This is a genomic window from Amycolatopsis sp., from assembly GCF_035276945.1.
GTDB lineage: Bacteria > Actinomycetota > Actinomycetes > Mycobacteriales > Pseudonocardiaceae > Amycolatopsis_E.
In genome coordinates this window covers 1-26,627 of sequence record NZ_DATELF010000065.1, presented here as the reverse complement: position 1 = coordinate 26,627, position 26,627 = coordinate 1, and the positions used below count along the sequence as shown (strand labels likewise).

Below are 26,627 nucleotides of genomic sequence, written 5' to 3'. Positions count from 1 at the left end.
ATGCCCACGGGGCTCTCCCCGGCGTTTCCTACGCGCGGGCTCGAGGTGAGAGCACCCGGCCTGACCTGGCGTGAATGGGTCTCACCTCCTTCGTTCGCGTACGGACCGCGCCAACTTTATCGCATTCAGCCGCGCGGCCGCTTGGGCAGGAGATCATAAAGCCCTTTGCGGGCGCCGCTGTCGTTGGCGCTGCGGGTGCGGGCGACCTCGGTGATGAAGTCCTCGAAGACGAACTCGTCCGCGACCGGCAACGGGTTCGGGGCGGGCTGCTCCCGGCGGTAGGTGTCGAGGATCTCGGCGATCTTCCGGAAGGCCGCCGCCTGTGTGGTCTCCGGCGCGAACGTGGTCACCGGCACGCCGTGCGCGGCGGCCTCGTTCATCACCACGCCCAGCGGAATGTGCGACAGCAGCGGATAGCCGAACCCCTGCAGCTCGTTGAGCGCCGAGGACGCGTAGGTGGACATCGGCCTGCGGTAGAGGCCGGGCACGACCCCGTAGTAGGGGATCGGCGAGCGGTTGACCGCCTCCTGCACGTAGACGAGCTGGTCGTTGAGCAGCCGCAGCGCCCGGATGCTGGTCCGGTCCGGCTGGACCGGCACGAGAATGCCGTGCGTGGCGGCCAGCGCGTTGTTGGTGAGCACGTCGAGCGCGGGCGGGCAGTCGATGATCACGTGGTCGTAGTTGGCGAACTGGATCACCCGGGCCAGCTGCCAGCCCGGCACCCGGAACGTGTCCAGGCGGCGGATCAGGTCGAACATGCCGGGCGAGGTGGGGATGACGTCGAAGGCGCCGTCAGGCCCGATGTTGCTGCGCGTGTGCGGCACCACCAGGTCCTCGACCGGGCCCTTCCACAGCTTGGTGAGGGCGCGGGCCAGGTTGGGCGCCTGCGGCGACGCCTCGGGGAGCCCGAGCATCTCGGTCGTGGCATGTCCCTGCGGGTCGAGGTCGATGAGCAGCACCCGGCATCCACGTTCCGCGAGCGCGGCGGCAGCGCCGACACTCAGCGCGGTCTTGCCGACGCCGCCTTTCTGGTTGACCACCGAGGTGATCTGCACTCAAGCGCTCCCAGGATCGTCGTTGGGGAAAGGTTAGTGGATTCGGGCCACGAAAGTGGGAGGCAGTGGGTGTGTCCGGGTGTGTCCGCTCATGTCGTTCGCCCGTTGTCAATTCCCTGGTTGGTGGGCACGGACGGGTACGGACGAGTAATGCCTGCGTACCGAGGGCGACCGGACCGCGGAGGTCGCGAAGTGTGCCGCGGGCGACCCCACGCCGGGCGGGCCGATGATGGTGTCCGCCTCGAGGCCGATCCACTCGCCCGCGGGCGAGTGGAGGAGGTCCCGACCGGCCCGGCCGTTCGCCCTTCGCGTACACCGACATTTCGGCGACCGGGGCCGGGCCGAGGATTTCGACGGTCATCCTGGCCAGCCGGGTCTCCCGCTCCGACGGCAGCTCCTCCAGCGGGCGGACCAGCAAGGCCGACGGCGGGCCGAAATGCTGCGCGTCCGGGCGCCACGGCCTGGCGGTGTGCGGGGTGGCGAGAAACCGGCCTTCGCCTCGCGGCAGATAGAAAGCGCTTTCACCCATCGTCAGGGCCTCTCGGTCCGCGAGTCCGCGTGCGACCGCGATCGTGTCGCCAGGGCGCTGCTCGAGCGGGAGGCACGGGGTCCGCCACCTGGCCGCCTCGATCGCGGGTCTGACCGTTCGGGGCGCGCGCCCTGGTTGGTATCGGAGCCGTGATGCCACGAGGCTTCGCATCAGTCCGCCCGGTCCAGCGCCGTCTCCTCGCCCGGATCGGGCTCGGGCCAGCCAGGGTAGTCCGGCGGCGTGCCACCGAACGACGGGCACAGCGCCTGATGCGCGCACCAGTCGCACAACCGGCTCGGGCTGGGCCGGAAGTCGCCGCTCTTGGCGGCCCGCAGGATCGCCTCCCAGATGGCCTCCAGGGTCCGCTCGAACCGGCGCAGCTCCGGCTCGTCCGGCGCGTAGGCCAGTGACTGCCCGTCGGTGAGGTACATGAGCTTGAGCTGCCGGGGCACGATGCCGCGCAGCCGCCACAGCACAACGGCGTAGAACTTCATCTGGAACATGGCCTTCGCCTCGCCGATCTCCCTCGGCGCGGTGCCGGTCTTGTAGTCCACCACCCGCAACTCCCCGGTGGGTGCCACGTCCAGCCGGTCCACATAGCCGCGCAGCAGCACCCCGGAGTCCAGCTCGATCTCCACGTGCAGCTCGCAGGCCTCCGGTTGCAGCCGCCGTGGATCCTCGAGCTCGAAATAGCCGTCCAAAAGCTTTTCCGCGCCGGTGAGCCAGGTGGTGACCGAGCCGGGCTCTTCGCCGTCGAACAACGCCAGCCAGTCCGGGCGGTCGGCCGCCAGCCGCGTCCACGCCGGTTCGAGCAGTTCCTTGGCACGGTCCGGCAGCCGCTCCGGCTGCGGCAGGGTGAACAGCCGCTCCAGCACCGAGTGCACGAGCGTGCCGCGCAACTGCGCCTTCGTCGGCGTCTCGGGCAACCGGTCCACCGCGCGGAAGCGGTAGAGCAACGGGCACTGCTTGAAGTCGCTCGCCCGCGACGGGGACAGCGCGGGGCGACGCATGCCGGGCTGCGGATCCGCGGTTGCCATCTGTGTCATGGCCCGCACTCTAAGGCAGCACACCGACAGCTTTGTTCAAAGCACGTGCGCGGGCAGCCAGGCCGCGGTACTGATCGCCGGTTTCCGGGCGAGCATGGTGAAGGAACTGGGGGCCGAGCCGTCCCGGGCACTGCAGGAGCTGCACCATGCGCTCCTGGTCTCCGACCTCGAGTTCGACCAGCTCTCGGCCCCGGCGTCGTGCACGGCCGGCCACCCGCGGCGCTTCCGGCTTGTCGTTCGACCCGAGTTGGCGTCGAACCCCGGTTCGTGCTCCCTGGTCTCAGCGAAGTGGCGCTCGACCTCGGAGCCGTGCGGGAAAACCGGTTGAAAAGGCGAGTCAGGTGTGGACGGGGCGGGCGGCCGTGCCGAGCCGGGGCAGCACGTGCTCGGCGAACAGGCCCAGGCCGCAGGATGGCGGCCTGCCTCCCCGCTCCCGTACGCCGTTGTTCTCGACCACCAGGTGCCTGGTCGCGGGTTTTGCCTGGCGTGCCCGGCAGCATGGTTCAGAGCACGTGCGCGGGCAGCCAGGCCGCGACGAACTGCCGCGACAGGCGTCACCGCGCTCCCACAGGCAGGGCTCTAGGCTGTCCGGCATGGCCACGACCAGCCAGCACCGGCCGCGGCGGGGGTTCACTACCGCCGACGGTGGCCTGCTGCTGTTCCGGGTCCAGGAGGTGCCGGTACTGCTGGCCCCCTCGTGGTGGATCGGTTCGCTGATCGTGATCGTGCTGTACGAGCCGATGGTGGCCCGGCTTCTGCCCGGCGTGAGCCTGACCACGTCCTGGATTCTGGCCGTCGCCTCGGCGCTGCTGCTCGGGGTTTCGGTGCTGGCACACGAACTCGGCCACTGCGTGGTCGCGTTGCGGCTGGGCATTCCCGTGCGCAGGCTCCGGCTGTTCCTGCTCGGCGGCCTGTCCGAGGTCGCGCGGGCGCCGCGCGAACCCCGGCAGGAGGGCCTGGTGGCCGCGGCGGGACCGGTCGTCTCGATGTTCCTGGCGGCGTTCTGCGGGCTGCTGCTGCTCGCCGTGCCGCCCGACGGGGTCGCCTGGCTCCTGGTCGTCGAATGCGCCATCGCCAACCTCGCGGTCGGCGCCTTCAACCTGTTGCCCGGGCTTCCGCTGGACGGCGGTCGGCTGCTGCGCGCCGGGGTGTGGGCACTGACCGGTGCCCGGATCCGCGGCACCAGGGCGGCCGTGGTGGGCGGTGGCGTCGTCGCCGCAGGCCTGCTGGTATGGGCGGTCGTGGGCCTGGCGTCCGGCACCGAGGACCGCTGGCTGCGGCTCGGCGTCTGCGTGATCACCGCGTGGTTCGTGGCGGCGGGCGCGAGCGGTGAGCTCTCCGCGGACAGCGGCCGGAGCTGGCCCGAGGGTGTGGTGATCACCGACCTGGTCCGGCCGGTCCTCCAACTCCCGGCGGAGAGCCCGGTCTCCGACGCGCTCGCCGCGTCGGCCGGCCGCGGGGTCGTGCTGGTGCGGGCCGACGGGGTCGCGGCGGGTCTGCTGGACGAGACCGAGGCGCAGCGGCTGGCCGAAACCTCCCCGCAGGCGCCAGCCGAACTCGCCGCCGAGCCGATCCGCGCCGAGACGGTCCTGCTTGCTTCCGAGCCGGGGGAGGACATCGCCGAACGCGTCCGGGAAACCCCCGCCTGGCAGTTCCTGGTGGTGGACGACGAGGGGCGCCCGGCCGGGGTGCTGCGCCGCGAGGATCTGCGCGCCGCCCAGTCCCACCGGCCACGCTGAGGCTCCGCGAGCGCCGTGAGCCACGGAAAGTAACCTTGCCGGGGCCACCTGGGTGCGAGTCCCCCAGGGCAGAGCCGCGTTCGCCGTCACGGAGGGTGTCAGTTGTCAGGAAGCGGGCCGTTTCGCGCGGGTGACCGGGTGCGGTTGACCGATCCGAAGGGCCGGAACTACACGGTGGTCCTGCACGAGGGGGAGGAGTACCACACGCACCGCGGCGCACTGCGGCACGACGACCTGATCGGTCTGCCCGAAGGCAGCGTGGTCACCTCCGCCGCGGGCACCTCGTACCTCGCGATGCGCCCGCGGCTGGCCGACTACGTGCTCTCCATGCCGCGAGGCGCGCAGGTGATCTACCCGAAGGACGCCGCGCAGATCATGATGTGGGGCGACATCTTCCCGGGCGCCCGGGTGCTCGAAGCGGGCGCGGGCTCCGGCGCACTGACCTGCTCCCTGCTACGTGCGGTGGGCCGGGAAGGCAGCGTGATCTCCTACGAGGTGCGCGAGGACCACGCCGAGCACGCGGTGCGCAACGTCGAACGGTTCTTCCAGGGCCGGCCGGAGAACTGGACCCTGCGGGTCGCCGACCTGGCCACCCACTCCGGGGAGGTCGACCGGGTGGTGCTGGACATGCTGGCCCCGTGGGAGGTGCTGCCGACCGTTCACGCCAACCTCGTCCCCGGCGGGGTGCTGGTCGTGTACGTGGCGACCGTGACGCAGCTGTCGACCGTGACCGAGGCGCTGCGGGAGCAGCAGTGCTGGACCGAGCCGGAATCGTGGGAGACGCTGATGCGGCCGTGGCACGTGGTCGGCCTGGCGGTGCGCCCGGAGCACCGGATGGTCGCGCACACCGCGTTCCTGCTCACCACCCGCAGGCTGGCCGACGGCGTCACCCCGCCCCGGCCGCAGCGCCGCCCCACCAGGGCGCGGTGAGTTTCGCGGTCAGCTGGTGACGTCGCTGACGCACCAGCGGCCGGACTCCTTGTCTTCGACGAGCTTGCCGGAATCGACCTTCCCGTCCTGGGTGACGTCGACGGACACGGTCGCCTTGCCACCGTTGACCGTGACTTCCCTGATCTTGAAGGTCGCGCCGGGGATCGGCTGGACGAGCGCGTCGTTGATCGGCCTGGAGGGGCAGGCGTGCTGCTTCAGTTCGGTGGCATCGCCTTTGATCAGGGCGGTCATGAACTTCGACGCGATGTCCTTGACGGTCGCCGTGTCCCCCGTCCCGCCGGCCGGGCTGGTGCGCGTCTTCGTGCTGCTCGGGGCGGAGTTGGGGGCACCACCCAGCGCCGGCGGGGCGCTGCCGCCCGGCGCGGTGGCGTTCGCCTTGTCGTCGTTCCCGGTGAACAGGATCAGCGCGGTGACACCGCCACCGATGAGCAGCACGGCGGCTATCACGGCGCCGACGATCAGCCCGGTCTTCTTCTTCGGCGGTTCTTCACCCTGGTAACCCGGGTAGCCGACCGGCTGCCGGTCCCATGCGTCAGGCTGCGCGAACTGCCGCGCCGCGCCGGGCTGGGGTCCGGTCTGTGGGGAGCCGCCGCCGGGGTAACCGGGCTGCGGACAGCCGGGCCTGCTGCCCCACCGGCCCTCGTTTCCGTGGGGATCCTGCGGTCCGTACGGCCCGGGCTGCTGGGGTGGGTAGGTCATGAAGCTGCCTCTCCGGTGTGGGTCAGGAGGAGATGTCGGCGCACCAGCCGGACCCCTGTTGCCTGAGATCCAGTTCGGGCGTGAGGGATTCTCCGTGATAGCTCAGCGCCACGGTCACGGTGGCCCTCGTGCCGGTGACCTTCGGCTCCCCGGTGAGGCTCGCGTGCAGCGACTTGTCGCTCTCCCAGTCCGACTTCAGCTCGTCCAGCACGCTCTGGCCGGGCGTGGTGCACAGCAGGTTCGCGTACTGGCCGATGTTCTTCGCGTTGATCGACGCGACGAGGGCCCTGGCGACCGAGGCCGGGTCCCCACCCGAAGACCCGGATGAGTCGTTGCTCGGCGGGCCACCGCGGCTGGACGGCCCGGCACCGTCCGGGGTGACCGATCCCACACCCGCCGATGCCGTGGTCCTGTCATTACCACCGGTCAGCGCGATCAGCGCGGTGACGCCGCCGCCGACGAGCACCACGGCACCGAGCACACCGGCGATCACGCCGGTCTTCCGCTTGGCCGCCGGAGGTCCCTCCAAGCCATCGGTGAGGGAACCGGCCTGGGAGGGCCACTGATTTCGCCCGCCCCACTCGGCTGGTGGCGGACTCCACCCACCCCTCGGACCCCTCGGACCCCTCGGACCCCTCGGACCCCTCGGACCCCACTGTCCGGGTGGCGGGTTCCCGGGCCTCGGCGGCGCGACCGGACGCGATCCGGCGGGGTAGCCGGGCGGCCGCTGGGGGCCACGTGGAGGAAGGCCGTTTCCCTGGTAGGGCACGGGTTCTGGCCGGCCCTGCGGTGGGTACGTCATCAGTGGTTGTTTCCCGTTCGGTTGCTGTCGAACGCGGTGGATGTTAGCGCCGGGGGAACCTCCGGTGTGGCGAAGTGCGGTGAACTCGGCAGGGTTTGAACGCGTGGAGTAGGGGAAGTAGCTGTTATGAACGTCCTGTAAAGCCTTGGTTCGGTGGTGGTGACGTGGGTGAACTGGTAACTGCCCGGTCGGCCGCGCTCTGTCGCTGGGGCTCTACTCTCTGTAGTTCCGATGGCCGATCACCCTGCACCGTGACGGGTGCTTGCGTTACGAATTCGTTCCTGCTTTCGGTGCGACGCGCCGATCCTGTGATGCGGATAGGCCTTTTTTTGTCGGTGATCGCCGGTACCGTGGATGAAAAGCACTCCGAGGAGGTGCCGACATGCAACACGACCTTCCCGGAGGTCGGCATGAAGAAGCCGACCCGACTGAGACGACTGGAGCTGGAACGACGCCGGACGAGCAGGCGCGGCAGCTGCGTTTCCTGGAAGAGGAAGTCGCGCTGCTGCGAAGGAAACTGACCGATTCACCCCGCCAGAACCGAGTGCTGGAGCAGCGCCTCGCCGAAGCCTCCGAGCGGGTCGCCCAGCTGACCGAGCGGAACAGCAAGCTGGTCGAAACCTTGCGGGAGGCGCGCGGGCAGTTGCTCGCGCTCCGTGAGGAGGTCGACCGGCTCGCGCAGCCGCCGAGCGGATACGGCGTCTTCGTGGGTTCCTACGAGGACGGCACGGTCGACGTGTTCACGGCCGGGCGGAAGATGCGGGTGTCCGTGTCGCCCGCGGTCGAAATCGAGTCGCTGCAGCGCGGCCAGGCACTGCGCCTCAACGAGGCGCTGACGGTCGTCGAGGGCGGCGACTTCGAGCGCACCGGCGAGGTGTGCGCGCTGCGTGAGGTGCTCACGCCGGCCACCGACGGCGGAAGCGCGCGGGCGCTCGTCGTGGGGCACGCCGACGAGGAGCGGGTGGTCTGGCTGTCGGATCCCCTCGCCGAGGAGCCGCTCAAGCCGGGTGACTCGCTGCTGGTGGACTCCAAGGCCGGCTACGCCTACGAACGGGTGCCGAAGGCCGAGGTCGAGGACCTCGTGCTGGAGGAGGTCCCGGACGTGCGCTACGAGGACATCGGTGGTCTGGGCAGGCAGATCGAGCAGATCCGCGACGCGGTCGAGCTGCCGTTCCTGCACGCCGACCTCTACCGCGAGTACCAGCTCCGCCCGCCGAAGGGTGTGCTGCTCTACGGGCCGCCCGGCTGCGGTAAGACGCTGATCGCCAAGGCGGTGGCCAACTCGCTGGCGAAGAAGGTCGCCGAGGCCAGGGGCCACAAGGACGACGCCACCGGAGCACTGGAAGCCAAGTCGTACTTCCTCAACATCAAGGGTCCCGAGCTGCTGAACAAGTTCGTCGGGGAGACCGAGCGGCACATCCGCCTGATCTTCCAGCGGGCACGGGAGAAGGCCTCCGACGGCACCCCGGTGATCGTGTTCTTCGACGAGATGGAGTCCATCTTCCGCACCCGTGGCAGCGGGGTGTCCTCCGACGTGGAGACCACCATCGTGCCGCAGCTGCTGTCGGAGATCGACGGTGTCGAGGGGCTGGAGAACGTCATCGTGATCGGCGCCTCCAACCGTGAGGACATGATCGACCCGGCGATCCTGCGGCCGGGCCGGCTGGATGTGAAGATCAAGATCGAACGGCCGGACGCCGAGGGCGCGAAGGACATCTTCTCCAAGTACCTCATTCCGGGCCTGCCGATCCACGCCGACGATCTCGCCGAGTTCGGCGGCGACGCGAAGGCGACGATCGACGCGATGATCCAGCACACCGTCGAGCGGATGTACGAGGAGACCGACGAGAACAGGTTCCTGGAGGTCACCTACGCCAACGGTGACAAGGAAGTCCTGTACTTCCGCGACTTCAACTCGGGCGCGATGATCCAGAACATCGTGGACCGGGCGAAGAAGTCGGCGATCAAGTCGGTGCTGGAGACCAAGCAGCCCGGCCTGCGCGTGCAGCACCTGCTGGACGCGATCGTCGACGAGTTCGCGGAGAACGAGGACCTGCCCAACACCACCAACCCGGACGACTGGGCCCGGATCTCCGGGAAGAAGGGCGAGCGGATCGTCTACATCCGCACGCTGGTCACCGGCAAGAACCAGGACTCGGGCCGGGTCATCGACACGGCCACCAACACGGGTCAGTACCTGTAGCACGGCAAAACGAAGTGCCCTTCCTCGCCCAGGCGAGGGAGGGCACTTTTGTGATGTCCGCAACTCCCGGCCGAGTGGCCGCGAGTCGGGCTTTCGTGCTGGGTGAGTCGGGCTTTCGTGTCGGTCGAGTCCGGCTCGCGCGCAGCGCGTGTCCGGTTTGGTGGCACGCGTGTTCAATGTTCGCGACGTGCGAGTTCTCCGTAGGGACCCGCTCGGCGAGTGGCCCGCGGTCCGGCCAGGCCGCTCACGTCGACAGCGTGTGCCGGAGGGTCAACGCGTTCGTATAACGCTCTATACTTCGGGTATGACAGAGCCGGATTTGGTGCGTCCTCGGGCGCCGATCACCGAAGCGGACGTGCTCGCCTGGCTGGAGGAGACCGCGGAATCGGTCCGGGCGGGCGCGGTCAGCGCCGAAGACCTGATCACGGTGCTGGGGGAGTTGAGGCGCGCGTCGGCGGCGTGTGCCGACGCGTCCGACTGGGTGCTCTTGGCGGCTCGCGAGGAGGGCGCGAGCCTGCGTCAGATCGCCCCGGTGTTCGGCAAGGGGTATGTGCGCGCCCCGGCCGCGCGGCTGGAGAAGCTGCACCGCCAGGCGTTGAACTCCGCCCAGTGGCTGGAAATCCTTCGCACCCGGGCTGATGTATAACGACCTATACAGCGTTGCTTTACGGCTTCGGGCTCGTTCCACTCCGGTGAAAGGCTCGTGAGGAAGGGAGATCCCCTGCGCATCGGACTTGGCCTGGCGGCGCTGGGCAGGCCCGCCTACATCAACCTGGGCAGGGTGGAAGCGCTTCCCGAAGACCGCGGCGTGGCGTCCATGCGGCAGGCGGCCGGCGCCGTGCTGGACGCCGCCTACCAGGCCGGCGTCCGCTGGGTGGACGTGGCCCGTTCGTACGGCCTGGCCGAGGAGTTCCTGGCGGGCTGGCTGGCCGAACGCGGGCACACCGACGTCACGGTGTCGAGCAAGTGGGGCTACACCTACGTCGGCGGGTGGCGGCTCGACGCCACGATGCACGAGGTCAAGGAGCACTCCGCGGGCCAGTTTTCCCGCCAGTGGAGCGAAAGCCGCGCGCTGCTCGGTTCGGCCATCAACCTCTACCAGGTGCATTCGCTCACCTTGGACAGTCCATTGTTCACCGACGAGCCGCTGCTGCGTGCGCTCGCAGCGCTGACCGACGACGGGGTGCGTGTCGGATTTTCCACGTCCGGTCCACAACAGAGCGCGGTGATCCGCCGTGCCTTCGAGCTCCAGGTCGCCGGACGTCCCGTCTTCACCGCCGTGCAATCCACCTGGAACCTCCTGGAACCCTCCGCGGGGCGTGCGCTCGCCGAGGCGCACGATGCCGGGAACCTGGTGCTGGTGAAGGAAACACTGGCCAACGGCAGGCTGGTGGCCGATCCGCCAGGAACCGTGACGCGCATCGCGCAACGGCACCGGGTCGGTCCGGACGCCGTCGCGCTGGCCGCGGTGCTCGCGCGGCCGTGGGCCGACGTCGTGCTGGTGGGGCCGTCGAGTGCGGCTCAGCTCGCCGCCAACCTCGCCGCGACCAGGCTCAGCCTGACCGCCGCGGAGTTGCATTCGCTGGCCTCCCTGGCCGAACAGCCCGGCCAGTACTGGGCACGACGGTCCTCTTTGCATTGGCAGTGATCGCTTGCATTAGTCTCGGCGCCCACAGTCTCCAGCGGAGGGATCGATCAGGTGCGGCAAGCGCGGGTGACAGTCCTGGCCGCGGTTGTGCTGACCGGATTGACCGGTTGCGCGAACCGTCCGAACAACCTCGAGACCTACTACGACCAGCCGGGCGGCCAGCCCACGTCCGTGGTCACGTCGCCGCCCGCCACGACCTCCGGCGCCGCGCCGAACCAGGCGGTCGCCACCACCGGCGCCGCGAACCTCGTGGCGGACCAGGTGACCGCGGCCGTGTTGACCGCCGCCGATCTCCCCCGCGAGGGCGTGCACGTGGCGGCGACCCGGCCCGCCAACGGTGCCTGCTTCGACCAGGTCCCCGCCGGTGACCCGCGCGGCGCGAGCTGGCTCTACAACAGTGGCTCCACCTTCGTCCAGCAGGTGACCGGTTATCTGGACAAGTCGGCCGGTGACGTGCTGAACCAGATCCAGTGCGACGGCCAGAAGCTCACCGTGTCGGTGCCGTCGGCGACGGACGGGGTGCGTGGCTGGTGCCTGGGCACGACCTGCACGGTGCTGCTCGCTCGGGGACACGTCCTGTCCGGCCTGCAGGTCACCGCGAACACGACGGCTCGCGCGTCCGACGCCATCAGGAACCTCGCTTCGCTCGCGGCGGGCAAGCTGCCGCAGTCCTGAGCCCTCCCCGCCCGTCTCCCGCCGCCTCCCTAGGAACGGAGACGCTCCGCGCCACTGTCCCCGAAGCGGCGGAACCATTCCCGGATGCCGAGACGGCCGTCCGGGATCAGTGGCCCCTCCGGGTCGTCGGCCCACTTCTTCAGCTCCGGCAGCGGCATCCACGTCCCGGTTACGATCTCCTCGGGCTGGTGCTCGATGGGGCCGTCCCACCGGACCTCGAACGCGAAGTTGTGGCAGCGGATCGGCGGCTCGCAGTACACGTGCGTGAACAGGGGCGTCAGGCGCACGCCACGGATGCCGAGCTCCTCGTCCAGTTCTCGCCGGGCGCACTCGGCGGGCGTCTCGCCCGCGGCGACAATGCCCCCGGCCCAGCAGTCGTAGGTGCTGGGGAAGACATCCTTGTCCGGGGAACGAAGGTGGACGTAAGCGCTTTCTCCGCCCGGGGACCGCACCAGCACGACCCCCGCCGCGTGCCAGAGCCCCTTCGCCCGTACGTCGCCCCTAATCGCGGTGCCGACCACCGCGCCGTCGGCGTCGTAGACCGCGATCAGCTCCCCGGAGTCCCGCATGGCCCCACCCTATGACCCCGTGACGTCACTTCGGGGGGTTTACCCGGTCGCAACCCGTGGGCCACTCAACGTCGTCGGCCGGTACCCGTAGGCTTGAGACATGCGGCGGATCATGGGAACCGAGGTCGAGTACGGCATCGCGGTGCCGGGCGACGCGACCGCGAACCCGGTGTTGACCTCGACACAGGTGGTACTGGCGTACGCGGCGGCGGCCGACATACCGCGCGCGCGGCGCGCACGCTGGGACTACGAGGTGGAGTCACCGCTGCGTGACGCCCGTGGCTTCGACCTGGCAGGCCCCGGTGGGCCCGGGCACGACCCGGACGTGGAAGACCTCGGCGCGGCCAACGTCATCCTCACCAACGGCGCGCGGCTCTACGTCGACCACGCGCACCCCGAGTACTCCGCGCCCGAGGTCACGAACGCGCGGGACGCGGTCATCTGGGACAAGGCGGGGGAGCGGGTGATGGAGGAGGCCGCGCTGAAGGCGGCCACCGTGCCCGGTCAGCCGCCGCTGCAGTTGTACAAGAACAACGTGGACGGCAAGGGCGCCAGCTACGGCACGCACGAGAACTACCTGATGTCGCGGTCCACCCCGTTCACCTCGGTGATCGCCGGGCTGACCCCGTTCTTCGTGTCACGGCAGGTGGTGACCGGGTCCGGCCGGGTCGGGATCGGCCCGCAGGGCGAGGAGGCGGGCTTCCAGCTGTCCCAGCGGGCCGACTACATCGAGGTCGAGGTGGGGCTGGAGACCACGCTCAAGCGGGGCATCATCAACACCCGAGACGAGCCGCACGCCGACGCGGACAAGTACCGCAGGCTGCACGTCATCATCGGCGACGCCAACCTCGCCGAGTACTCCACGTTTCTCAAGCTCGGCGCCACGGCGCTCGTGCTGGACATGATCGAGGCCGGTGAGCGGTTCGACGAGCTCAAGCTGGACGAGCCGGTGCGTGCGGTGCACCAGATCAGCCACGACCCCGCACTGAAGACCAAGGTTTCGCTGGCCAACGGGCGCAAGTACACCGGCCTGGACATCCAGTTCGCCTACCACGAGATGGCCGCCGCGCACCTGGAGCGCACGGGCGGTGACGCGCAGTCGAAGGAGGTCCTGCGGGTCTGGGGAGAGGTCCTCGACGCGCTGGCACGCGACCCCGCGGAGTGCGCCGACCGGCTCGACTGGCCCGCGAAGCTGCGCCTGCTGGAGGGCTACCGGGCGCGGGACAACCTCGGCTGGGCCGCGCCGCGGCTGCACCTGGTCGACCTGCAGTACTCGGATGTCCGCCTGGACAAGGGCCTGTACAACCGGTTGGTGACGCGTGGCTCGATGAAACGGCTGGTCAGCGAGGAGGAGGTGCAGGCAGCGATCACCCAGCCCCCGCTGGACACCCGCGCCTACTTCCGCGGCCGGGCGCTGGAGAAGTACGCCACCTCGATCGCCGCGGCCTCGTGGGACTCGGTCATCTTCGACGTCGGCAAGGAGTCGCTGGTGCGGATACCCACGCTGGAGCCGTTGCGCGGCACGAAGGCCCACGTGGGCAAGCTGCTGGACGAATCGGCGACGGCGGAGGAGCTGGTCGAAGCGCTGACCGGTTCCGATTGACCGGCGAACGAGCCGCGGGGACGACGGCCAGGTGACCACGTCGCAACGAATGCGCTAGCGCGAATTGTCGGATCAACTGGGTAGGCTAAGGGCAACAGCTCACCGGGAGGCGAGATGGCTCAGGAAAAGATCGAGAAGCACGGCGGCGGCGACTCCGACGAGGAGCTCGAGGGCGCCGCACCAGCCGGGCAGGAGCGCCGGGAGAAGCTCGGCGAGGATGTGGACACCATCCTCGACGAGATCGACGACGTGCTCGAGGAGAACGCCGAGGACTTCGTTCGCGCATACGTGCAAAAGGGCGGCGAGTAGCGGCTGTCGGCAAGCGGTGGTGCCGGCCGAGCTGACCATCGCACGCGTGCCGGTCGTGCCGGTTGTGCCGGTCCACGGCGGGGGCGCCGAACAGCAAAACTGGAGACGTTAACCTGGGCACGCCCTGGCGGGGAGGCGCGTTCGCGCGCACTCCTCGCCTGCCAAGCACCGCCCTTCGTTGATGGGACTTACGAGCACGTATGGAAAACACGCCGGGGTCGTCGGGTTCTTCGCTGCCCGCAGCCTTCTTTTCGACTACGACGTCGTCCTTCGCCGAGTTCCTGCGGGTACAGGCGCCCGATCTGTTGCCAGGCCGCCGGCTGGCCGCCGGTGCCTCCGCGGGCGAGCTGAACGCGCCCCACGGCACCACGATCGTCGCCGTCGCCTTCGCCGGTGGGGTGCTGATCGCCGGTGACCGCAGAGCGACGTCCGGGAACCTCATCGCGACGCGGGACATGGAGAAGGTCTACGTGACCGACGAGTACTCGGCGGTCGGCATCGCGGGTACCGCGGGCATCGCGCTGGAGCTGGTCCGGCTCTACGCCGTGGAGCTCGGGCACTACGAGAAGATCGAAGGCGTTTCGCTGTCGCTGGACGGCAAGACGAACAAGCTCGCCGCCATGGTCAAGGGAAACCTGGAGCTGGCGATGGGCGGGCTGGCGGTGCTCCCGCTGTTCGTCGGTTACGACATCGAGGCGGACGACCCGAAGCGGGCGGGCCGGATCGTGTCCTTCGACGTGGCGGGCGGTCGCTACGAGGAGCGAGCCGGCTACCACGCGATCGGTTCGGGCTCGCTGTTCGCCAAGTCCGCGCTGAAGAAGCTCTACGACCCGGACGCCGACGAGGAGTCCGCCATGCGGACCGCGGTCGAGGCGCTCTACGACGCCGCGGACGACGACACGGCCACCGGCGGTCCGGACGTGGTTCGCCGGATCTTCCCGACCGTGGTGACGATCACCGCGGAGCGCGGCGCCGAGCTGCTGCCCGGCGATCAGACGGCGGCGGTGGCCGAAGCCGTGGTCAGCGGCCGCGCCGAGCGGGTCGCGCAGGGCCGGAGCTGAGCATTCCCATGTCCCCCCGAGCATTTTTGGAGCACACGCCGTGACCATGCCGCTGTACGCCTCTCCGGAGCAGTTGATGCGCGAGCGCTCGGAGCTCGCCCGGAAAGGCATCGCGCGCGGGCGCAGCGTGGTCGGGCTGAAGTACCGCAACGGTGTGCTGTTCGTCGCCGAGAACCCGTCCACCACGCTGCGCAAGTTCTCCGAGATCTACGACCGGATCGCCTTCGCCGGTGTCGGCCGCTACAGCGAGTACGAGAACCTGCGGGTGGCGGGGATCCGCCACGCCGACCTCAAGGGCTACCAGTACGACCGGCGTGACGTCAGCGCGCGGGCGCTGGCCAACGCCTACGCCGCCACGCTCGGCAGCATCTTCACCGAGCAGCTCAAGCCGTACGAGGTGGAGATCTGCGTCGCCGAAGTCGGCACGGGCCCGGCCGAGGACCAGCTGTTCCGGCTCACCTACGACGGGTCGATCTTCGATGAGCCGCAGTTCGTGGTGATGGGCGGGCAGACCGAGCCGGTCGCCAACAAGCTCAAGGAGAGCTTCGAGGAGGGCTTCGAGCTGCAGCGGGCGCTGACGGTGGCGGTGGAGGCGCTGCGCGGCGGCTCGTCCGCCAACGGCGACAGCGAGCCGGTCAAGCTCGAGGTCGCGGCCCTGGACCGGGAGCGGCCGCGGCGCGCCTTCCGCCGGATCACCGGTGCGGCCTTGGACGCGCTGCTGCCGTCGCCGGCGGCCGCCGGCGACGGCGAGGCCCCGTCCGACGGCGCCGAGAAGTCCGAAAACGACGGCTGATCGTCCAGTCGAAGGCCGGTAGCCGCCGGCGGTGAAGCTGTGGCGGCTACCGTGCCCGCATCGTCGTCAGTGGTTCGTGGCGGCGACCAGGTGGTTGGATGCGGCGCGGAAGTGCTGGTCGGCGAAGACCAGGAGGTAGGGCAGGGTCGCGCGGGCCGTGTGCCAGGTGTGGTTGAAGCCGGGTTCGCTATGCACCACGGCTTCCTGCCCGCGTGATTCGAACGCGCTGGCGATGCGCTTGGCGGTGGCGACGTCGGTCGGGGCACCGGTGCCCACGGCCAGGATGACCGCGACCGGATCGCTGAACGTCATCGTGGGCAGATAGTCCCTGGGCGTGTTCGCCTCGATCAACTGCCGGTCGCCACCGAGCAGGTCGGCATCCTCGCCGAGCGTGTCGTAGGGCAGCGAGATCAGCAGGCCGCCGAACTCGTCGACGTGGTGCAAACCGATGTTGAGCGCCCCGTAACCGCCGCCCGACATCCCTCCGAGCGCGCGGCCGTCGCGGTCGGCGACGGTGCGGTAACGCTGGTCGATCTCCGGTACCACGGCGCGGGTCAGATAGGTCTCCAGTTGCGGGCCGCCCGGCACGTCGAGGCACTCCCAGTCCTTGCTCGGCCGCCCGGCCGTCAGGTCGACGCTGACCACGATCATCGGCGAGATGGCGTGGTCGGCGAGCAGCATCTGGATCGTGCTGGGGGCGTCGCCCGCGGTGAGCCAGTCCTGGGGACCGCCGTAGGGGTAGCCGTGGATCAGGTAGACCACCGGGTACCGCTGCGCGGTGTTGGCCGGGTCCCCGTAGCCGGGCGGCAGGATGACGTAACTCTTCCCGGACGGGACACCGTGGGCGGGGTCCGTGATGTCGACCTGCTCGATCCGCATGCCCGGCGGCCCTGGTTTCAGTTCGCGCTCCCCGTAGGGGGTTCGCTGGGGTGCGGAGCCGTCGGGGGCGTTCTCGCCGTCGTCGAGCAGCCTGCCGAGGGCGTTGAGCGGGCCGTTCGTCCGCTGCATCAGCCTGCCGAGATCGTTGGGCGTGCGGACGTAGCCGACGTAGCCGTTCACCGCGGTGACGGCGGCGAGCAGGAAGCAGCACAACGCCGCCATGCCGGCCCGCCGCCGGGCCACCTTGCGGTGCCGCGACCACACCATGACCGCCACCAGCGCGACCGTGGCGGCGGTGAAGGTCCCCCAGATCAGGGGCGACTCCAGCGGGCCGAGTTCGCGGACGTGCCGCGCCACGTCGTCGGGAATGGTGAGGTCGGTAGTGCGGTTCACGGTCTGCCCACCGTTACGGCCACCCAGGCGGGGGTCGGGGCGATGAGCCGGTTCCGGCGGGCCGGGAAACCGGATCGAAGCGCCTGCGTGGTCACAATGGACAGGACGCCACCAGCCGCCCCTCGGTTGCGCTGGTCCGCGATCAAGTCCGTGAGCAGGCAAAACGCCCACCTGGTCCGGGTTGTCATGACACCTCCGGGGTGTATCAAACACGACCAAAACCGGTTCATGGATTCGTCAAGAACCCTTTGACCACGGTGACCACGGACGGTGCGGCGTGCCGCCGCCCGATCGGCTCACCGCACGAGGGCCGAAAGCGCATAGCATTGAGTAATGCAGCGGCGGATTTTTGGCATCGAGACCGAGTTCGGCGTCACCTGCACCTTCCACGGGCAGCGGCGACTCTCGCCGGATGAGGTGGCGAGGTACCTGTTCCGGCGGGTCGTGTCGTGGGGACGTTCTTCCAACGTTTTCCTGTCCAACGGTTCCCGGCTCTACCTCGACGTGGGCTCCCACCCCGAGTACGCGACGGCCGAGTGCGACGATCTGATCCAGCTGGTCACGCACGACAAGGCGGGCGAGCGGATTCTCGAGGACCTGCTGGTCGACGCGGAGCGGAGGCTGGCCGACGAGGGTATCGGCGGCGACATCTTCCTGTTCAAGAACAACACCGACTCCGCGGGCAACTCCTATGGCTGTCACGAGAACTACCTCGTCACGCGCGCCGGGGAGTTCTCCCGGATCGCCGACGTGCTGCTGCCGTTCCTGGTCACCCGCCAGCTGATCTGCGGTGCCGGCAAGGTGCTGCAGACACCGCGAGGCGCGGTGTACTGCCTGTCCCAGCGGGCGGAACACATCTGGGAGGGTGTGTCGAGTGCCACAACCCGGTCCCGGCCGATCATCAACACCCGCGACGAGCCACACGCCGACGCCGAGCGGTACCGGCGACTGCACGTCATCGTCGGCGACTCGAACATGGCCGAGCCGACCACGCTGCTCAAGATCGGTACCGCCAACCTGGTGCTGGAGATGATCGAGCAGGGCGTGCAGTTCCGGGACTTCACGCTGGACAACCCGATCCGGGCGATCCGCGAGATCAGCCACGACCTGAGCGGGCGCAGGCCGGTGCGGCTGGCGGGCGGGCGCGAGGCCTCGGCGCTCGACATCCAGCGCGAGTACCACGGCCGCGCCGTGCAGCACGTCAAGGCCAATGACTCCGGGCCGACCGCGCGGCGCGTGATCGAGCTGTGGGGCCGGGCGCTCGACGCGGTCGAGCAACAGGACTTCAGCAAGATCGACACCGAGATCGACTGGGCGATCAAGCACCGGCTGGTCGAGCGTTACCGCGCCAAGCACAACCTGGACCTGTCCAGCCCGCGGGTGGCCCAGCTCGACCTGGCCTACCACGACATCCGCCGGGGCCGCGGCATCTTCGACCTGCTGCAGCGGAAGGGCCTGGTGCGCCGGATCACCGATGACGGGGAGATCGAGCTCGCCAAGGACACCCCGCCGCAGACGACCCGGGCGAAACTGCGCGGCGACTTCATCGCGGCCGCGCAGGCGGCCGGTCGGGACTTCACCGTGGACTGGGTGCACCTGAAGCTGAACGACCAGGCCCAGCGGACCGTCCTGTGCAAGGACCCGTTCCGGGCGGTCGACGAGCGTGTCGACCGGCTGATCAGCTCGCTGTAGGGGCGCCGTGACGACGGCCGAGGAGGACCGGCCGGCGGCGGACTGGTTGTGACGACCTACGCGGCCGACCGCGGCCTGGTGGTCGGCGAACCGGATGCCGGGTCGTGCTCGACTTCGACCGCGCGGGGAGCCCCGTGCGCGTTAATCGACTTCGTCACGTGTCCGCCGCCGCCAAGAAATCCACCTCCTGCTCGCTGTCGAAGCGGTCGAGCGGATGTCAAAGGGTCCTGGGGGCGTGCCCCCAGCCGGGGTTCCGGGCTTTGTTCCCCGGAGGGCACGGCACGCGCCGGGAACCGGTGAGCAGGCAAGACGGCGGTATCTTGTCCTCGCCGGGCCCTATCGGCGGGGCGAGATCGGTCAGGGGTTCGAATTTACGGCGTGTAATGGCCGGATCTCCGCGCCGGTGCGGCGTGGGCGAGCTAGGGTGGTCGCGTGTCCACCGCACGTGCCGAGCGTCTGGTCAACCTGGTGCTCGCCCTGCTCTCCACCCGGCAGTACCTCACGGCTGACCGGATTCGCGGGATCGTGCCCGGATACGCCGAGGCGGCCAGCGACGAAGCGTTCTCGCGGATGTTCGAACGGGACAAGACCGAGCTGCGGGAGCTCGGGATTCCGCTGGAGATCGGGCGCAACTCGGTGTTCGACGGCGTCGACGGCTACCGCATCGCCCGGCGTGACTACGAGCTGGGCGAGATCGAACTGGCCCCGGACGAGGCCGCCGCGGTCGGGCTCGCGGTCCGGCTGTGGGACTCTCCCGAGCTCAACGACCAGGCGCACGGCGCGCTGGTGAAGCTGCGGGCCGCGGGGGTCGAGGTCGACCACGGGGCGCCGCCGCTCGTGGAGTCCCGGGTGCGCACCGAACCCGCGTTCTCGCCGCTGCTGGCGGCCGTGCAGAACCGCCAGGCGGTGTGTTTCGACTACCGACGTTCCGGGTCCGCCGAGCGGCTCACCCGCACCCTCGAACCGTGGGGTGTGGTGTCGTGGCGCGCCCGTTGGTACGTCGTGGGCCACGACCGCCACCGGCAGGCGACCCGGTGCTTCAAACTGTCCCGCATCCTCGGCGAGGTCCGCACGGTCGGCCCGCCGGGCCTGGTCGAGCGGCCGGAGAACGTGAACCTCCTGGAGTTCGTCGCGGGCAGCGACCGGTCGGAACAACCCACCCCGGTGGCCACCGCCCGGCTGTGGATCGCCGACCGCCGCGCGGCGCGGATCCGGCGGCACGCCACGATCACCGGGCGGCTGACCGTCGACGGGGTCGGCGGCGACCTTGCCGAGATCGAGCTCTACCACCCGGAGAACGCCGCGGACTGGATCGCCGGGCACGGCCCCGACGTGCTGGTGCTCGAGCCGGACGTGCTGGCGAAGGCCGTCCGCGAGCGGCTCCACGCGATCGCGCGCCCGGGGAGCGTTCGGCCATGAGGACGGCCGCCACCGACCGGATGCCCCGGCTGCTCGCCCTGGTGCCCTACCTGCTCGCCCGGCCCGGGATCAGGATCGACGAGGCCGCCCGGGACTTCGGTGTCAGCGCCCGGCAACTCCGCCGGGACCTCGAGCTGCTGTGGATGTGCGGCCTGCCCGGCTACGGCCCCGGAGACCTGATCGACCTGTCCTTCGACGGCGACACCGTCACGGTCACCTTCGATGCCGGCATGAACCGGCCCCTGCGGCTGACCGGCGGAGAGGCCACCGCGCTGCTGGTGGCGCTGCGCGCGCTCGCCGAGACGCCGGGCGTGCTCGACACCGAGGCCGTGCGCCGGGCCATCGCCAAGATCGAGGCCGCCGCCGGGCAGGCCCAGCCTTCGGGAGTGGTGGTCGGGCTCGGCGTCCGGGAGGGCGAGCGGACCGCCCGCACCCGGGGCGTGGTGCAGGAGGCGTTGCACGCCCGGCGCGCGCTCCGGATCCGCTACTACACCGCCTCGCGGGACGAGATCACCGAGCGCACCGTCGACCCGATGCGGTTGCTGATCGTGCAGGCGGTCGGCTACCTCGAAGCCTGGTGCCGCCGGGTGGAGGGCGTGCGCCTGTTCCGGCTCGACCGGATCGACGGCGTGGTGATCCTCGACGAGCCCGCCCTGCCGCCGCCGGATGCCAAACCCTCGGACATCACCGGCTCCGGCGTCTTCCAGGCGCGGCCGGACCAGCCCGAGGCCGAGTTGGTGCTCGAACCGGACGCGCGGTGGGTGGCCGAGTACTACCCGTGCCAGGAGCTGGACGAGCTCGAGGGCGGCCGGCTGCGGGTCCGCATGCGCTACGGGGACGAGTCGTGGATGGTCCGGCTGGTGCTCGGTCTCGGGGGCGACGCGCGGGTCGAGCGGCCCGCCAGGCTCGCGGAGGCCGTCCGTCGCCGGGCCGCCGACGCACTGACACGGGCAGCTCACCTTTTGTCAACACTGGATCAGTAGGGTGGTGGCGTGTCGTATCTGCCGAGCATCGCGCTCGCCGTGCTGGGGTTGGGAGTGCTGGGGGTGCTGGCCGTCCGGATGGCCCGGGGCTTGCGCCGTTTCCGGTCGACCTTGAGCATGGTGGTGACGAACACGAACGACCGCACCGGACTGATCCGGGCCCGCGCGGCGGGCGTGCGTGTCGCCATCGACCAGCGACGGCGAAAGCCGGCGAACCAGTAGCATTGGCGTGAACGAGATGGGAGGCCACTCATGCTGAACGGATTGCAGCCGTGGCACTTGATCATTGTGTTGGTGGTCCTGGTTCTGCTGTTCGGCGCCAAGCGGCTGCCCGATGCCGCGCGCTCGATCGGTAAGTCCATGAAGATCTTCAAGGCCGAGACCAAGTCGATGCAGGACTCCGACGAGCCGGCCACCGAGCCGGAGGCCAGGCAGCTGCCGCGGGCCACCGCTCAGCCGAAGACCACCGATCAGCAGGTCACCGATCTGCAGCGTCAGCTGGACGAGCTGAAGAAGCAGCAGGGCTCTTCGGCCGACCAGCCGCAGAAGCACGTCGGCTGACCCAGGGACGGGACCTCACTTCCGTGGCCGACCACGAGAGCCGCCGAACCAAGCGGCGCCGGCGCAGCCGCCGGCACAACCCTGACGGCACGATGCCGCTCATCGAGCACATCTACGAATTCCGCCGCAGGCTGGGCTGGGCGCTCGTGGCGGTCGTGATCGGTGGCATCTTCGGCTTCATCTGGTTCGACACCAAGCTCGGGCCGATCCCGTCGCTGGGCGAGATCGTCAACGCGCCCTACTGCGCGATTCCTCCCGAACGCAGGCTCGGGGCCGCCGACGGCGCGTGCCGGCTGTTGCAGACAGTGCCGTTCGAAGCGTTCATGATGCAGCTCAAGGTCGGCGTCGCGGCGGGCGCGGTGCTGACCTCGCCGTGGTGGCTGTACCAGATCTGGGCCTTCATCGCGCCCGGGCTGTACTCGAAGGAACGCAAGTACGCGATGGTCTTCGTCGGCTGCGCCAGCCTGCTGTTCACCGGTGGCGCGGTGCTCGCGTACTGGTTGCTGCCGCACGCGTTGCAGCTGTTGATGAACTTCGGCAGCGACTTCTTCGTCACCGGTCTGACCGCCGACAAGTACATCAGTTTCGTGCTGTCCCTGCTGGTGATCTTCGGGGTCAGCTTCGAACTGCCGTTGCTGGTGGTGATGCTCAACTTCGTCGGGGTGGTCAAGTACTCGAAGCTGCGGAAGTGGCGCCGCGGCATCATCTTCCTCCTGTTCGTCTTCGCCGCGTTCGTCACCCCGGGCCAGGACCCGTTCTCCATGATCGGCCTGGCCGGCGCGCTGACCGTGCTGTTCGAGATCGCGATCCAGATCGCCCGCGTGCACGACAGGCGCAAGGATCGGGAGCGTCAGGACGAGGGCTGGGACAAGCTCGCCGACGACGAGGCCGCCCCGTTCGACTACCGGACGAGCACGCTCGACGACAAGCCTGTCACGCCCCCGGCGAAGGCCAGTACTGACGACGTGACCTGAGCGGGGCGGCGGTGCACGCGGTGCCGGCCGTGCGTCCCGGTGCCGGCCGGCCCTGCGCTGACCTGCGCCGGCACGCCGCGTTCCCGGCGCCCTGAACGTGCTGATTGAACGAAGACGTGCCGTGGTTGTGATGCCCCATACGCGCATCGGCAGCGGTATGACAACCTGGTGACGTGGCCCCTCGCCCTGTTTCCTCCCCGGCCGAGGCCTATCAGGCTTCGAAGCGACGCGGGAGACACCCTCAGCTGACCCGGTTCGCGGCCGAGGTGTCGTTCGAGTTCGACGACTTCCAGGTCCGTGGCTGCCAGGCCCTGGAAGACGGGCACGGCGTGCTGGTGTGCGCGCCGACCGGCGCCGGCAAGACCGTGGTCGGCGAGTTCGCCGTGCATCTCGCGCTCGCCGAGGGCCGGAAGTGCTTCTACACCACGCCGATCAAGGCGCTGTCCAACCAGAAGTACAACGACCTCGTCGACCGTTACGGTACCGCCGCGGTCGGCCTGCTCACCGGCGACACCGCGATCAACGGCAGCGCGCAGATCGTCGTGATGACCACCGAAGTGCTGCGCAACATGCTCTACGCCGGCTCTCCGGCACTGAACGAGCTGTCCTACGTGGTGATGGACGAGATCCACTACCTGGCCGACCGGTTCCGCGGCGCGGTCTGGGAAGAGGTGATCCTGCACCTGCCCGAGCACGTCCGGCTGGTCGGCCTGTCCGCGACGGTGAGCAACGCCGAGGAGTTCGGCGAATGGCTGGTCACCGTGCGCGGGGACACCACCGTCGTGGTCGAGGAGCACCGCCCGGTCCCGCTGTGGCAGCACATGATGGTCGGCAACCGGCTGCTGGACCTGTTCGCCGACGACGGCGAAAAGCGGATGAACCCCTCGCTGCTCAGGCGGGTCGAAGAGGTCGGCAGGATGCACGCCCCGGCGGCGCTGCGCGGGCCACGCAACCGCGGACGGCAGCAGTTTCGCGGCCCGCGGTTCCGCCCGCCGTCCCGGGTCGACGTGGTGAACCGGCTGGACGCGGCGGGCCTGCTCCCGGCGATCGTGTTCATCTTCTCCCGGGCCGGCTGCGACGCCGCCGTCGGCCAGGTGACGCGGGCGGGGCTGCAGCTGAACACCCCCGACGAGATGGCGGAGGTCCGGCGCGTGGTCGCCGACCGCACCGGCGACCTGCCCGACGGCGACCTCGGCGTGCTCGGCTACTGGGAATGGCGGGACGCGCTGGAAAACGGGGTCGCGGCGCACCACGCGGGGCTGCTGCCCGCGTTCAAGGAAACCGTCGAGGAGTTGTTCGTCCGCGGTCTGGTAAAGGTCGTCTTCGCCACCGAGACCCTGGCGCTGGGCATCAACATGCCGGCCAGGACGGTGGTGCTGGAACGGCTGGTGAAGTACAACGGCGAAGCGCACGTGGACCTGACGCCGGGGGAGTACACCCAGCTCACCGGGCGTGCGGGACGCCGCGGCATCGACGTCGAGGGTCACGGGGTGGTCGTCTGGCAGCCCGGCATCGACCCGAAGCAGGTGGCGGGCCTGGCCTCCACCCGGACCTACCCGCTGCGCTCGTCGTTCCGGCCTGGCTACAACATGGCGATCAACCTGGTCAGCCAGCTCGGGCACGAGCAGGCGCGGGAGCTGCTGGAGCAGTCCTTCGCGCAGTTCCAGGCGGACCGGTCGGTCGTCGGGCTCGCGCGCCGGATCGAGCGGAACCGTGAGGGGCTGCGCGGCTACACCGAGGCGATCACCGCCGACTTCCAGGAGATGCTCGAGTACGTCGAGCTCCGCAAGAAGATCTCCGACCGGGAAAAGGCGCTGGCCAAGCAGAACACCGCCGCGCGGCGGGCCAGCACCGCCGAGTCGCTGGAGAAGCTGCGCAAGGGGGACGTGATCGCCGTGCCCGCCGGGCGCCGCGCCGGGCTCGCGGTCGTGGTGGATCCCGGCCTCGACCCGATCCGGGAGCCACGCCCGGTTGTCGTCACCGAGGACCGGTGGTCCGGACCGCTGTCGCTGGCGGACTTTCCCGGTCCGGTGGAGCCGCTGGGCCACATCCGCCTGCCCAAGCACGTCGAGCTGCGTTCGCCGAAGACCCGGCGGGACATCGCGTCCAGCCTGCGCAGCGCGGGGATTTCCCTGCCGTCCCGGCAGAAACGCCGGTCCGGGGCGAACGAGGACGGCGAACTGGCCGCACTGCGGCGGGCCCTGCGCGCGCACCCGTGCCATGGACTCGCCGAGCGCGAGGCCAACCTGCGGTGGATCGAGCGCTACCAGCGCCTGGCGGCGGAGACCGAGCAGCTGGAACGCCGGGTCGCGGCCACGACACACTCGCTCGCCCGCGCCTTCGACCGGATCTGCGCGCTGCTCCGTGAGCGCGGTTACCTGGGCGAAGGTGAGGACCGTGTGACCGAGCACGGCGTCCGGCTCGCGCGGCTGTACAGCGAGTCCGACCTGCTCGCCGCGGAATGCATCCGGCATGGCGTGTGGAGCGGTCTGGACCATGCCGAGCTCGCCGCGGTCGTCTCGACCCTGGTGTTCGAGGCGCGCCGGGACTCCGCGGGTGAGCCGCGGTTGCCCTCCGGCGCGGTACCGCGGGCCTGGCAGGACACCGCGCGGCTGTGGCAGGAACTGTCCGAGGACGAGCGACGCCACCGGCTGGACCGCACCCGGGAACCCGACGCCGGGTTCGCCTGGCCGGTGTACCGGTGGGCGCGGGGCGAGTCGCTGGAGAAGGTGCTGACCTCGGCGGAGGCCAACGGGCAGGAACTGTCCGCCGGTGACTTCGTGCGGTGGTCCCGGCAGGTGATCGACCTGCTCGACCAGATCCGCACGGTGCTCGGCAAGGCGGATCCCGTCGGGGACACCGCCTCGCGGGCGGTCAAGGCGCTGCGCCGGGGCGTGGTCGCCGCCGGTGCGCAGTAAGACTCCGGCCGCGGTGTACCGCGGGGGTGTTCTTCCGGGCAACGATCGTGGCCCTGACCGGTGAGAGGGTTTCCGGCGCAGGTGATCCTGTGGTTGGATCGCGCTCAGCGAGGCAGGCGCGGATTGGAGTTTGGATGAGCACGCCCTACGGGGGCAACGACCCGCAGCAGTGGGGGCAGGGGGGCAATCCGCAGTCCGGTGGGTTTCCCGTGCAGGGTTACCCGCAGCAGCCGGGAAATTCGCAACCCCAGTACGGCCAGCCGTATCCCCAGTACGGCCAGCAGCCCGGGTACGGCCAGCCCCAGTACGGCCAGCCCCAGTACGGCTCCGGATATCCGCAGCAGGGCTATGGGACCCAGCAGCAGTACGGGCAGGCCGGCCAGTTCGGGCAGCCGTTCGCGCCGCCGCCCGAGGGCCGCAAGGGCGGGAAGGTCCTCTGGATCGTCATCGCGGCGGTCATCGTGGTGGCCGCCGCCGTGGGCGTGACGGGCTTCTGGAAGCCCGGTTTCTTCGTCACGACCGTGCTCGACCAGTCCGCGGTGCAGAACGGGGTGAAGACCGTCCTGACCGATCAGCCGCCGAAGGGGTACGGGCTCACCGTGAGCGCCGTGTCCTGCGCGGCCGACCAGGAGGTCGCCGCGGGCAGGACCTTCGACTGCTCGGCCACGGTCGACGGCCAGCGGAAGACGGTCACGGTCACGGTGAAGGACGCGGACGGCAACTACGAGGTGGGCCAGCCGAAATAGGTACGCGCCGTCCGAAGGTGGCGTGTGCGGGAAAAATCGTTGGCCGGTGGGTGGGTTCGTCCGCGACGATCGCTGCGTGAGCGACTACACCGTGCGAGTGCTGCGGCCCGACGAACATCGGGCGGCCGCCCAGTTGTTCCGCGCCACGCTGCACGTGTCCGGGCTGACCGACGAGGAATGGGGGTACGTCGAGCATGCCTTCCAACCCGGCCGGACGTTGGGAGCCTATGCCGTCGCCGGGAGGTCCAGCCCCCAGACCGCTCTGCCTTCCGAAGGTTCGACCCCCGGACTCCGACTTGGGGGCAGGCCCCCGGAACGCTCTGCTTTCCGGGGGTTCGACCCCCGGACCCCGACTGGGGGCAAGCCCCCAGACCCCCTTG

General features: G+C 70.0%; 25 protein-coding genes and 2 pseudogenes. 20 read left to right on the top strand and 7 right to left on the bottom strand.

Features of this window, described 5'->3' with window-relative positions:
* Positions 1-125 precede the first annotated feature (125 nt).
* From VJT49_RS11150 to VJT49_RS11140, 3 genes and pseudogenes are all read right to left on the bottom strand, one after another.
* On the bottom strand, positions 126-1,055 hold the full coding sequence (locus VJT49_RS11150; protein WP_324164681.1) for a ParA family protein: 930 nt from the start codon (positions 1,053-1,055) through the stop codon (positions 126-128).
* Positions 1,056-1,338: 283 nt separating this feature from the next.
* Positions 1,339-1,584, bottom strand: a pseudogene (locus VJT49_RS11145) (acyl-CoA thioesterase domain-containing protein); the annotation flags it as partial.
* Between the two features lie 170 nt (positions 1,585-1,754).
* Positions 1,755-2,630, bottom strand: a complete 876-nt coding sequence (locus VJT49_RS11140) for a RecB family exonuclease (protein WP_324164680.1) — start codon at positions 2,628-2,630, stop codon at positions 1,755-1,757.
* On the opposite strand from VJT49_RS11140, the gene VJT49_RS11135 reads away from it, so the two are divergent.
* The 3 genes from VJT49_RS11135 to VJT49_RS11125 all read left to right on the top strand — a co-directional run bounded on the left by VJT49_RS11135 (position 2,629) and on the right by VJT49_RS11125 (position 5,299).
* Positions 2,629-2,958, top strand: coding sequence for a hypothetical protein (locus VJT49_RS11135; RefSeq protein ID WP_324164679.1), 330 nt, complete (start codon positions 2,629-2,631; stop codon positions 2,956-2,958). The two genes, VJT49_RS11140 and VJT49_RS11135, sit on opposite strands and share 2 nt — an antisense overlap.
* Positions 2,959-3,223: 265 nt before the next feature.
* Positions 3,224-4,369, top strand: coding sequence for a site-2 protease family protein (locus tag VJT49_RS11130; RefSeq protein WP_324164678.1), 1,146 nt, complete (start codon positions 3,224-3,226; stop codon positions 4,367-4,369).
* A 102-nt stretch (positions 4,370-4,471) separates the two neighbouring features.
* Positions 4,472-5,299 carry a tRNA (adenine-N1)-methyltransferase gene (locus VJT49_RS11125; RefSeq protein ID WP_324164677.1) on the top strand — a complete coding sequence of 276 codons (828 nt, stop codon included), beginning with the start codon at positions 4,472-4,474 and terminating at the stop codon, positions 5,297-5,299.
* A 9-nt stretch (positions 5,300-5,308) separates the two neighbouring features.
* On the opposite strand, the gene VJT49_RS11120 is transcribed toward VJT49_RS11125, so the two are convergent.
* The gene (locus VJT49_RS11120) at positions 5,309-6,019 is read right to left on the bottom strand and encodes a hypothetical protein (RefSeq protein WP_324164676.1); all 711 of its coding nucleotides are present in this window, start codon (positions 6,017-6,019) and stop codon (positions 5,309-5,311) included.
* Between the two features lie 22 nt (positions 6,020-6,041).
* Positions 6,042-6,548 (bottom strand): hypothetical protein, encoded by a 507-nt coding sequence (locus VJT49_RS11115; protein ID WP_324164675.1) that lies wholly within the window; start codon positions 6,546-6,548, stop codon positions 6,042-6,044.
* Between the two features lie 655 nt (positions 6,549-7,203).
* Between VJT49_RS11115 and arc the strand changes: the two genes are divergently transcribed.
* The 4 genes from arc (at position 7,204) to VJT49_RS11095 (ending at position 11,347) form a co-directional block, all read left to right on the top strand.
* Positions 7,204-9,024 carry a proteasome ATPase gene (arc, locus tag VJT49_RS11110; protein WP_324164674.1) on the top strand — a complete coding sequence of 607 codons (1,821 nt, stop codon included), beginning with the start codon at positions 7,204-7,206 and terminating at the stop codon, positions 9,022-9,024.
* Positions 9,025-9,328: 304 nt separating this feature from the next.
* The gene (locus tag VJT49_RS11105; protein WP_324164673.1) at positions 9,329-9,670 is read left to right on the top strand and encodes a hypothetical protein; all 342 of its coding nucleotides are present in this window, start codon (positions 9,329-9,331) and stop codon (positions 9,668-9,670) included.
* Between the two features lie 57 nt (positions 9,671-9,727).
* Positions 9,728-10,672 (top strand): aldo/keto reductase, encoded by a 945-nt coding sequence (locus VJT49_RS11100; RefSeq protein WP_324164672.1) that lies wholly within the window; start codon positions 9,728-9,730, stop codon positions 10,670-10,672.
* Positions 10,673-10,723: 51 nt separating this feature from the next.
* Positions 10,724-11,347 (top strand): hypothetical protein, encoded by a 624-nt coding sequence (locus VJT49_RS11095; protein ID WP_324164671.1) that lies wholly within the window; start codon positions 10,724-10,726, stop codon positions 11,345-11,347.
* Between the two features lie 29 nt (positions 11,348-11,376).
* Here the strand turns inward: VJT49_RS11095 and VJT49_RS11090 are convergent, their stop codons facing one another.
* Entirely contained in the window at positions 11,377-11,916 is a 540-nt protein-coding gene (locus VJT49_RS11090) for an NUDIX domain-containing protein (protein WP_324164670.1), read from the bottom strand.
* Positions 11,917-12,016: 100 nt separating this feature from the next.
* Here VJT49_RS11090 and dop point away from each other — a divergent pair, with 100 nt between their 5' ends.
* From dop to prcA, 4 genes are all read left to right on the top strand, one after another.
* Positions 12,017-13,519: a depupylase/deamidase Dop gene (gene dop, locus VJT49_RS11085; RefSeq protein WP_324164669.1), complete on the top strand. Its 1,503-nt coding sequence runs from the start codon at positions 12,017-12,019 to the stop codon at positions 13,517-13,519.
* A gap of 114 nt (positions 13,520-13,633) precedes the next feature.
* Positions 13,634-13,828 (top strand): ubiquitin-like protein Pup, encoded by a 195-nt coding sequence (locus VJT49_RS11080; RefSeq protein WP_144592203.1) that lies wholly within the window; start codon positions 13,634-13,636, stop codon positions 13,826-13,828.
* A gap of 200 nt (positions 13,829-14,028) precedes the next feature.
* A complete protein-coding gene (gene prcB / locus VJT49_RS11075; RefSeq protein WP_324164668.1) occupies positions 14,029-14,889 on the top strand; it encodes a proteasome subunit beta in 861 nt (286 codons plus the stop codon).
* Between the two features lie 40 nt (positions 14,890-14,929).
* On the top strand, positions 14,930-15,682 hold the full coding sequence (gene prcA, locus VJT49_RS11070) for a proteasome subunit alpha (protein WP_324164667.1): 753 nt from the start codon (positions 14,930-14,932) through the stop codon (positions 15,680-15,682).
* A gap of 66 nt (positions 15,683-15,748) precedes the next feature.
* Here the strand turns inward: prcA and VJT49_RS11065 are convergent, their stop codons facing one another.
* Positions 15,749-16,954, bottom strand: coding sequence for an alpha/beta hydrolase (locus VJT49_RS11065; protein ID WP_324164666.1), 1,206 nt, complete (start codon positions 16,952-16,954; stop codon positions 15,749-15,751).
* 333 nt (positions 16,955-17,287) lie between these two features.
* On the opposite strand from VJT49_RS11065, the gene pafA reads away from it, so the two are divergent.
* The 9 genes and pseudogenes from pafA to VJT49_RS11020 form a co-directional block, all read left to right on the top strand.
* On the top strand, positions 17,288-18,646 hold the full coding sequence (gene pafA, locus VJT49_RS11060) for a Pup--protein ligase (protein ID WP_324164665.1): 1,359 nt from the start codon (positions 17,288-17,290) through the stop codon (positions 18,644-18,646).
* Positions 18,647-19,078: 432 nt separating this feature from the next.
* Entirely contained in the window at positions 19,079-20,065 is a 987-nt protein-coding gene (locus tag VJT49_RS11055) for a helix-turn-helix transcriptional regulator (protein ID WP_324164664.1), read from the top strand.
* Positions 20,062-21,048, top strand: coding sequence for a YafY family protein (locus tag VJT49_RS11050; protein WP_324164663.1), 987 nt, complete (start codon positions 20,062-20,064; stop codon positions 21,046-21,048). Before VJT49_RS11055 ends, VJT49_RS11050 begins: the two co-directional genes overlap by 4 nt.
* Before the next feature lie 9 nt (positions 21,049-21,057).
* Complete coding sequence (locus VJT49_RS11045) at positions 21,058-21,270, top strand: bacteriophage holin (RefSeq protein WP_324164662.1); 213 nt, start codon at positions 21,058-21,060, stop codon at positions 21,268-21,270.
* Positions 21,271-21,300: 30 nt separating this feature from the next.
* Positions 21,301-21,609 (top strand): Sec-independent protein translocase subunit TatA, encoded by a 309-nt coding sequence (gene tatA / locus VJT49_RS11040; protein WP_324164661.1) that lies wholly within the window; start codon positions 21,301-21,303, stop codon positions 21,607-21,609.
* A gap of 23 nt (positions 21,610-21,632) precedes the next feature.
* Positions 21,633-22,583 (top strand): twin-arginine translocase subunit TatC, encoded by a 951-nt coding sequence (gene tatC / locus VJT49_RS11035; RefSeq protein WP_324164660.1) that lies wholly within the window; start codon positions 21,633-21,635, stop codon positions 22,581-22,583.
* A 173-nt stretch (positions 22,584-22,756) separates the two neighbouring features.
* On the top strand, positions 22,757-25,501 hold the full coding sequence (locus VJT49_RS11030; RefSeq protein ID WP_324164659.1) for a DEAD/DEAH box helicase: 2,745 nt from the start codon (positions 22,757-22,759) through the stop codon (positions 25,499-25,501).
* A gap of 134 nt (positions 25,502-25,635) precedes the next feature.
* Entirely contained in the window at positions 25,636-26,247 is a 612-nt protein-coding gene (locus VJT49_RS11025; RefSeq protein WP_324164658.1) for a DUF4333 domain-containing protein, read from the top strand.
* Positions 26,248-26,323: 76 nt separating this feature from the next.
* A pseudogene (locus tag VJT49_RS11020) lies at positions 26,324-26,627 on the top strand (hypothetical protein); the annotation flags it as partial.